1 protein-coding gene is annotated in these 1682 nt (G+C 67.1%); it reads right to left on the bottom strand.

Annotated features, from left to right (window positions below; all coding sequences use genetic code 11):
- A partial coding sequence (locus U9980_RS07115) for an LCP family protein (protein WP_322767204.1) occupies positions 1 to 1464 on the bottom strand: 1464 nt, incomplete at its 3' end.
- Positions 1465 to 1682: the final 218 nt, after the last annotated feature.

Genomic DNA, 1682 nt, shown 5'->3' with positions numbered 1-1682 from the left:
GGTGGAGGGTGTACCCCGGGAGCCGGGTAGGGACCCGGCCGGCGGCGCCTGCCCGCCGGTCACGCCCGTGAAGGAGGCCCCGAGCACGACGACGAGGCCGTTGCCGATCTTCGGGTCCTCGATCGTCTGCGATCCGGCGATCAGACCCGACAGTGCGCGCGCCGCGCCCTCCTGCCCGGCCGGGTAGCGGATCTCCGTGACGACCTGCCCGGCCGCACCGGTGGTGGGCCGCAAGGAACCGGCGAACCCCAGCGCGCCGAGTGCCGTGGTCGTCTGTACGGCCAGACCCGAACGGCCGGTCCTGTTGCGAACTTCGGCGATGGTCACCTGGCCCGGTGGCAGCGTCGGACTACCGGTTGCGCCCGCGGGGGCGTCGCCGCCGGTCGCGGGTCGAAGCGGCGCGAGGACCTGCCAGAGCCCGACCGGCTCGTAGAACAGCACATTGCCGTGAGGGGGGATGGTGCCCTGCTCGTCGGTGGCGCCTTCGGATTTCAGTGGTACATGGGTGGGGATCGTGATGAACTTCACTTTTCCGCTGCCGAGGCCACTCAACCGCTGCGCCATTTTGATCATTGCGCCGTTCTCGGTGAGACCGTTGTCAACCTTGAGCGACCCGCCGACGGCGCCGATCAATTGGGTGATCTTGACGGGGTTGGTCAGCACGCCTGCGCTGGTTGCCTTTTCGAGCAGCTTGGACAGGAACTGCTGCTGGCGGGCGACGCGGTAGGTCTCATCGGGCAGGGCGTGGCGGGTGCGGACGAAGGCCAGCGCCTGGTCGCCGTTGAGGTGGTTGATGCCGAACTTTCCGCGCCACTGGGAGAAGTTGTCGTGCAGATTGGTCGTGCCGCCGCCGGGAAGCTGCGCGACGCACACGTCCACCCCGCCGACCGCGTCGGTCATGGTCTTGAAGCCAGCCAGATCGATCGAGATGAAATGATCGATCTTGAGGCTGGTCAGGTTCTCCAGCGTGCGGGTGAGCCCCTCGATGCCAGCGTAGGACAGGACGTTGGTGAGCTTGTCCTTCCCGTCATGGGGGGTTTGCGCGATGCCGGAGGCAACGGTCACGAGGGTGTCCCGGGGAAATGACACCAGGGTGACCGAACCGTCCGTGCCGAAGTGAGCGATGATCGTAGTATCCGAGCGGACCCCGTCGACCTGGCCGTACTCACCGTGGGTGCCCGCTCGGCTGTCGTCGCCGAGCAGCAGGATGTTCATCTCGCCCGGTCGCTCGGGCGGCCGGTCACCACCGGGCGACCATGCGACCCCGGTGACCGAGTCGTCGAAGTAGCGGTATGCCGCCCATCCGACGGAGCTGACGGCGAGAACCACCAGCGACAGTGCGGCCGCCGCGCCGACGGACAACGTCCGAAGCGGTGAGCGGACCGGGCGGCGCCGAAGGTTCAGCGGACGCCGTGGGCTCAGCTCTGGCGGCAACGCCGGCCGGCGTATGGATCTGCCACTCACCGGCTTTTTCGAACCTCCTTGACCGGAGCAATCGCGCGGCGCCTCGTCCATGAGCGAACATGCCCCTGTGCCTGATAAGGACGCTTAAAGCTCCTCTGACGTTGCCATGAGACGCAGGACACCCCACTACCGGGTGCCTGAAACAGCGGGCGGTAACGTTGAAGCTACTCGATATGGTCGCCAGTGGTCATCGGGAAGTGACGCGATCACGGGCGCTC

The organism is Protofrankia sp. Cr1, from assembly GCF_963555865.1.
Taxonomy (GTDB): Bacteria; Actinomycetota; Actinomycetes; order Frankiales; family Frankiaceae; genus Protofrankia.
The sequence above is the reverse complement of the archived record's forward strand: the minus strand, read 5'-3'. Positions and strand labels throughout refer to the sequence as shown.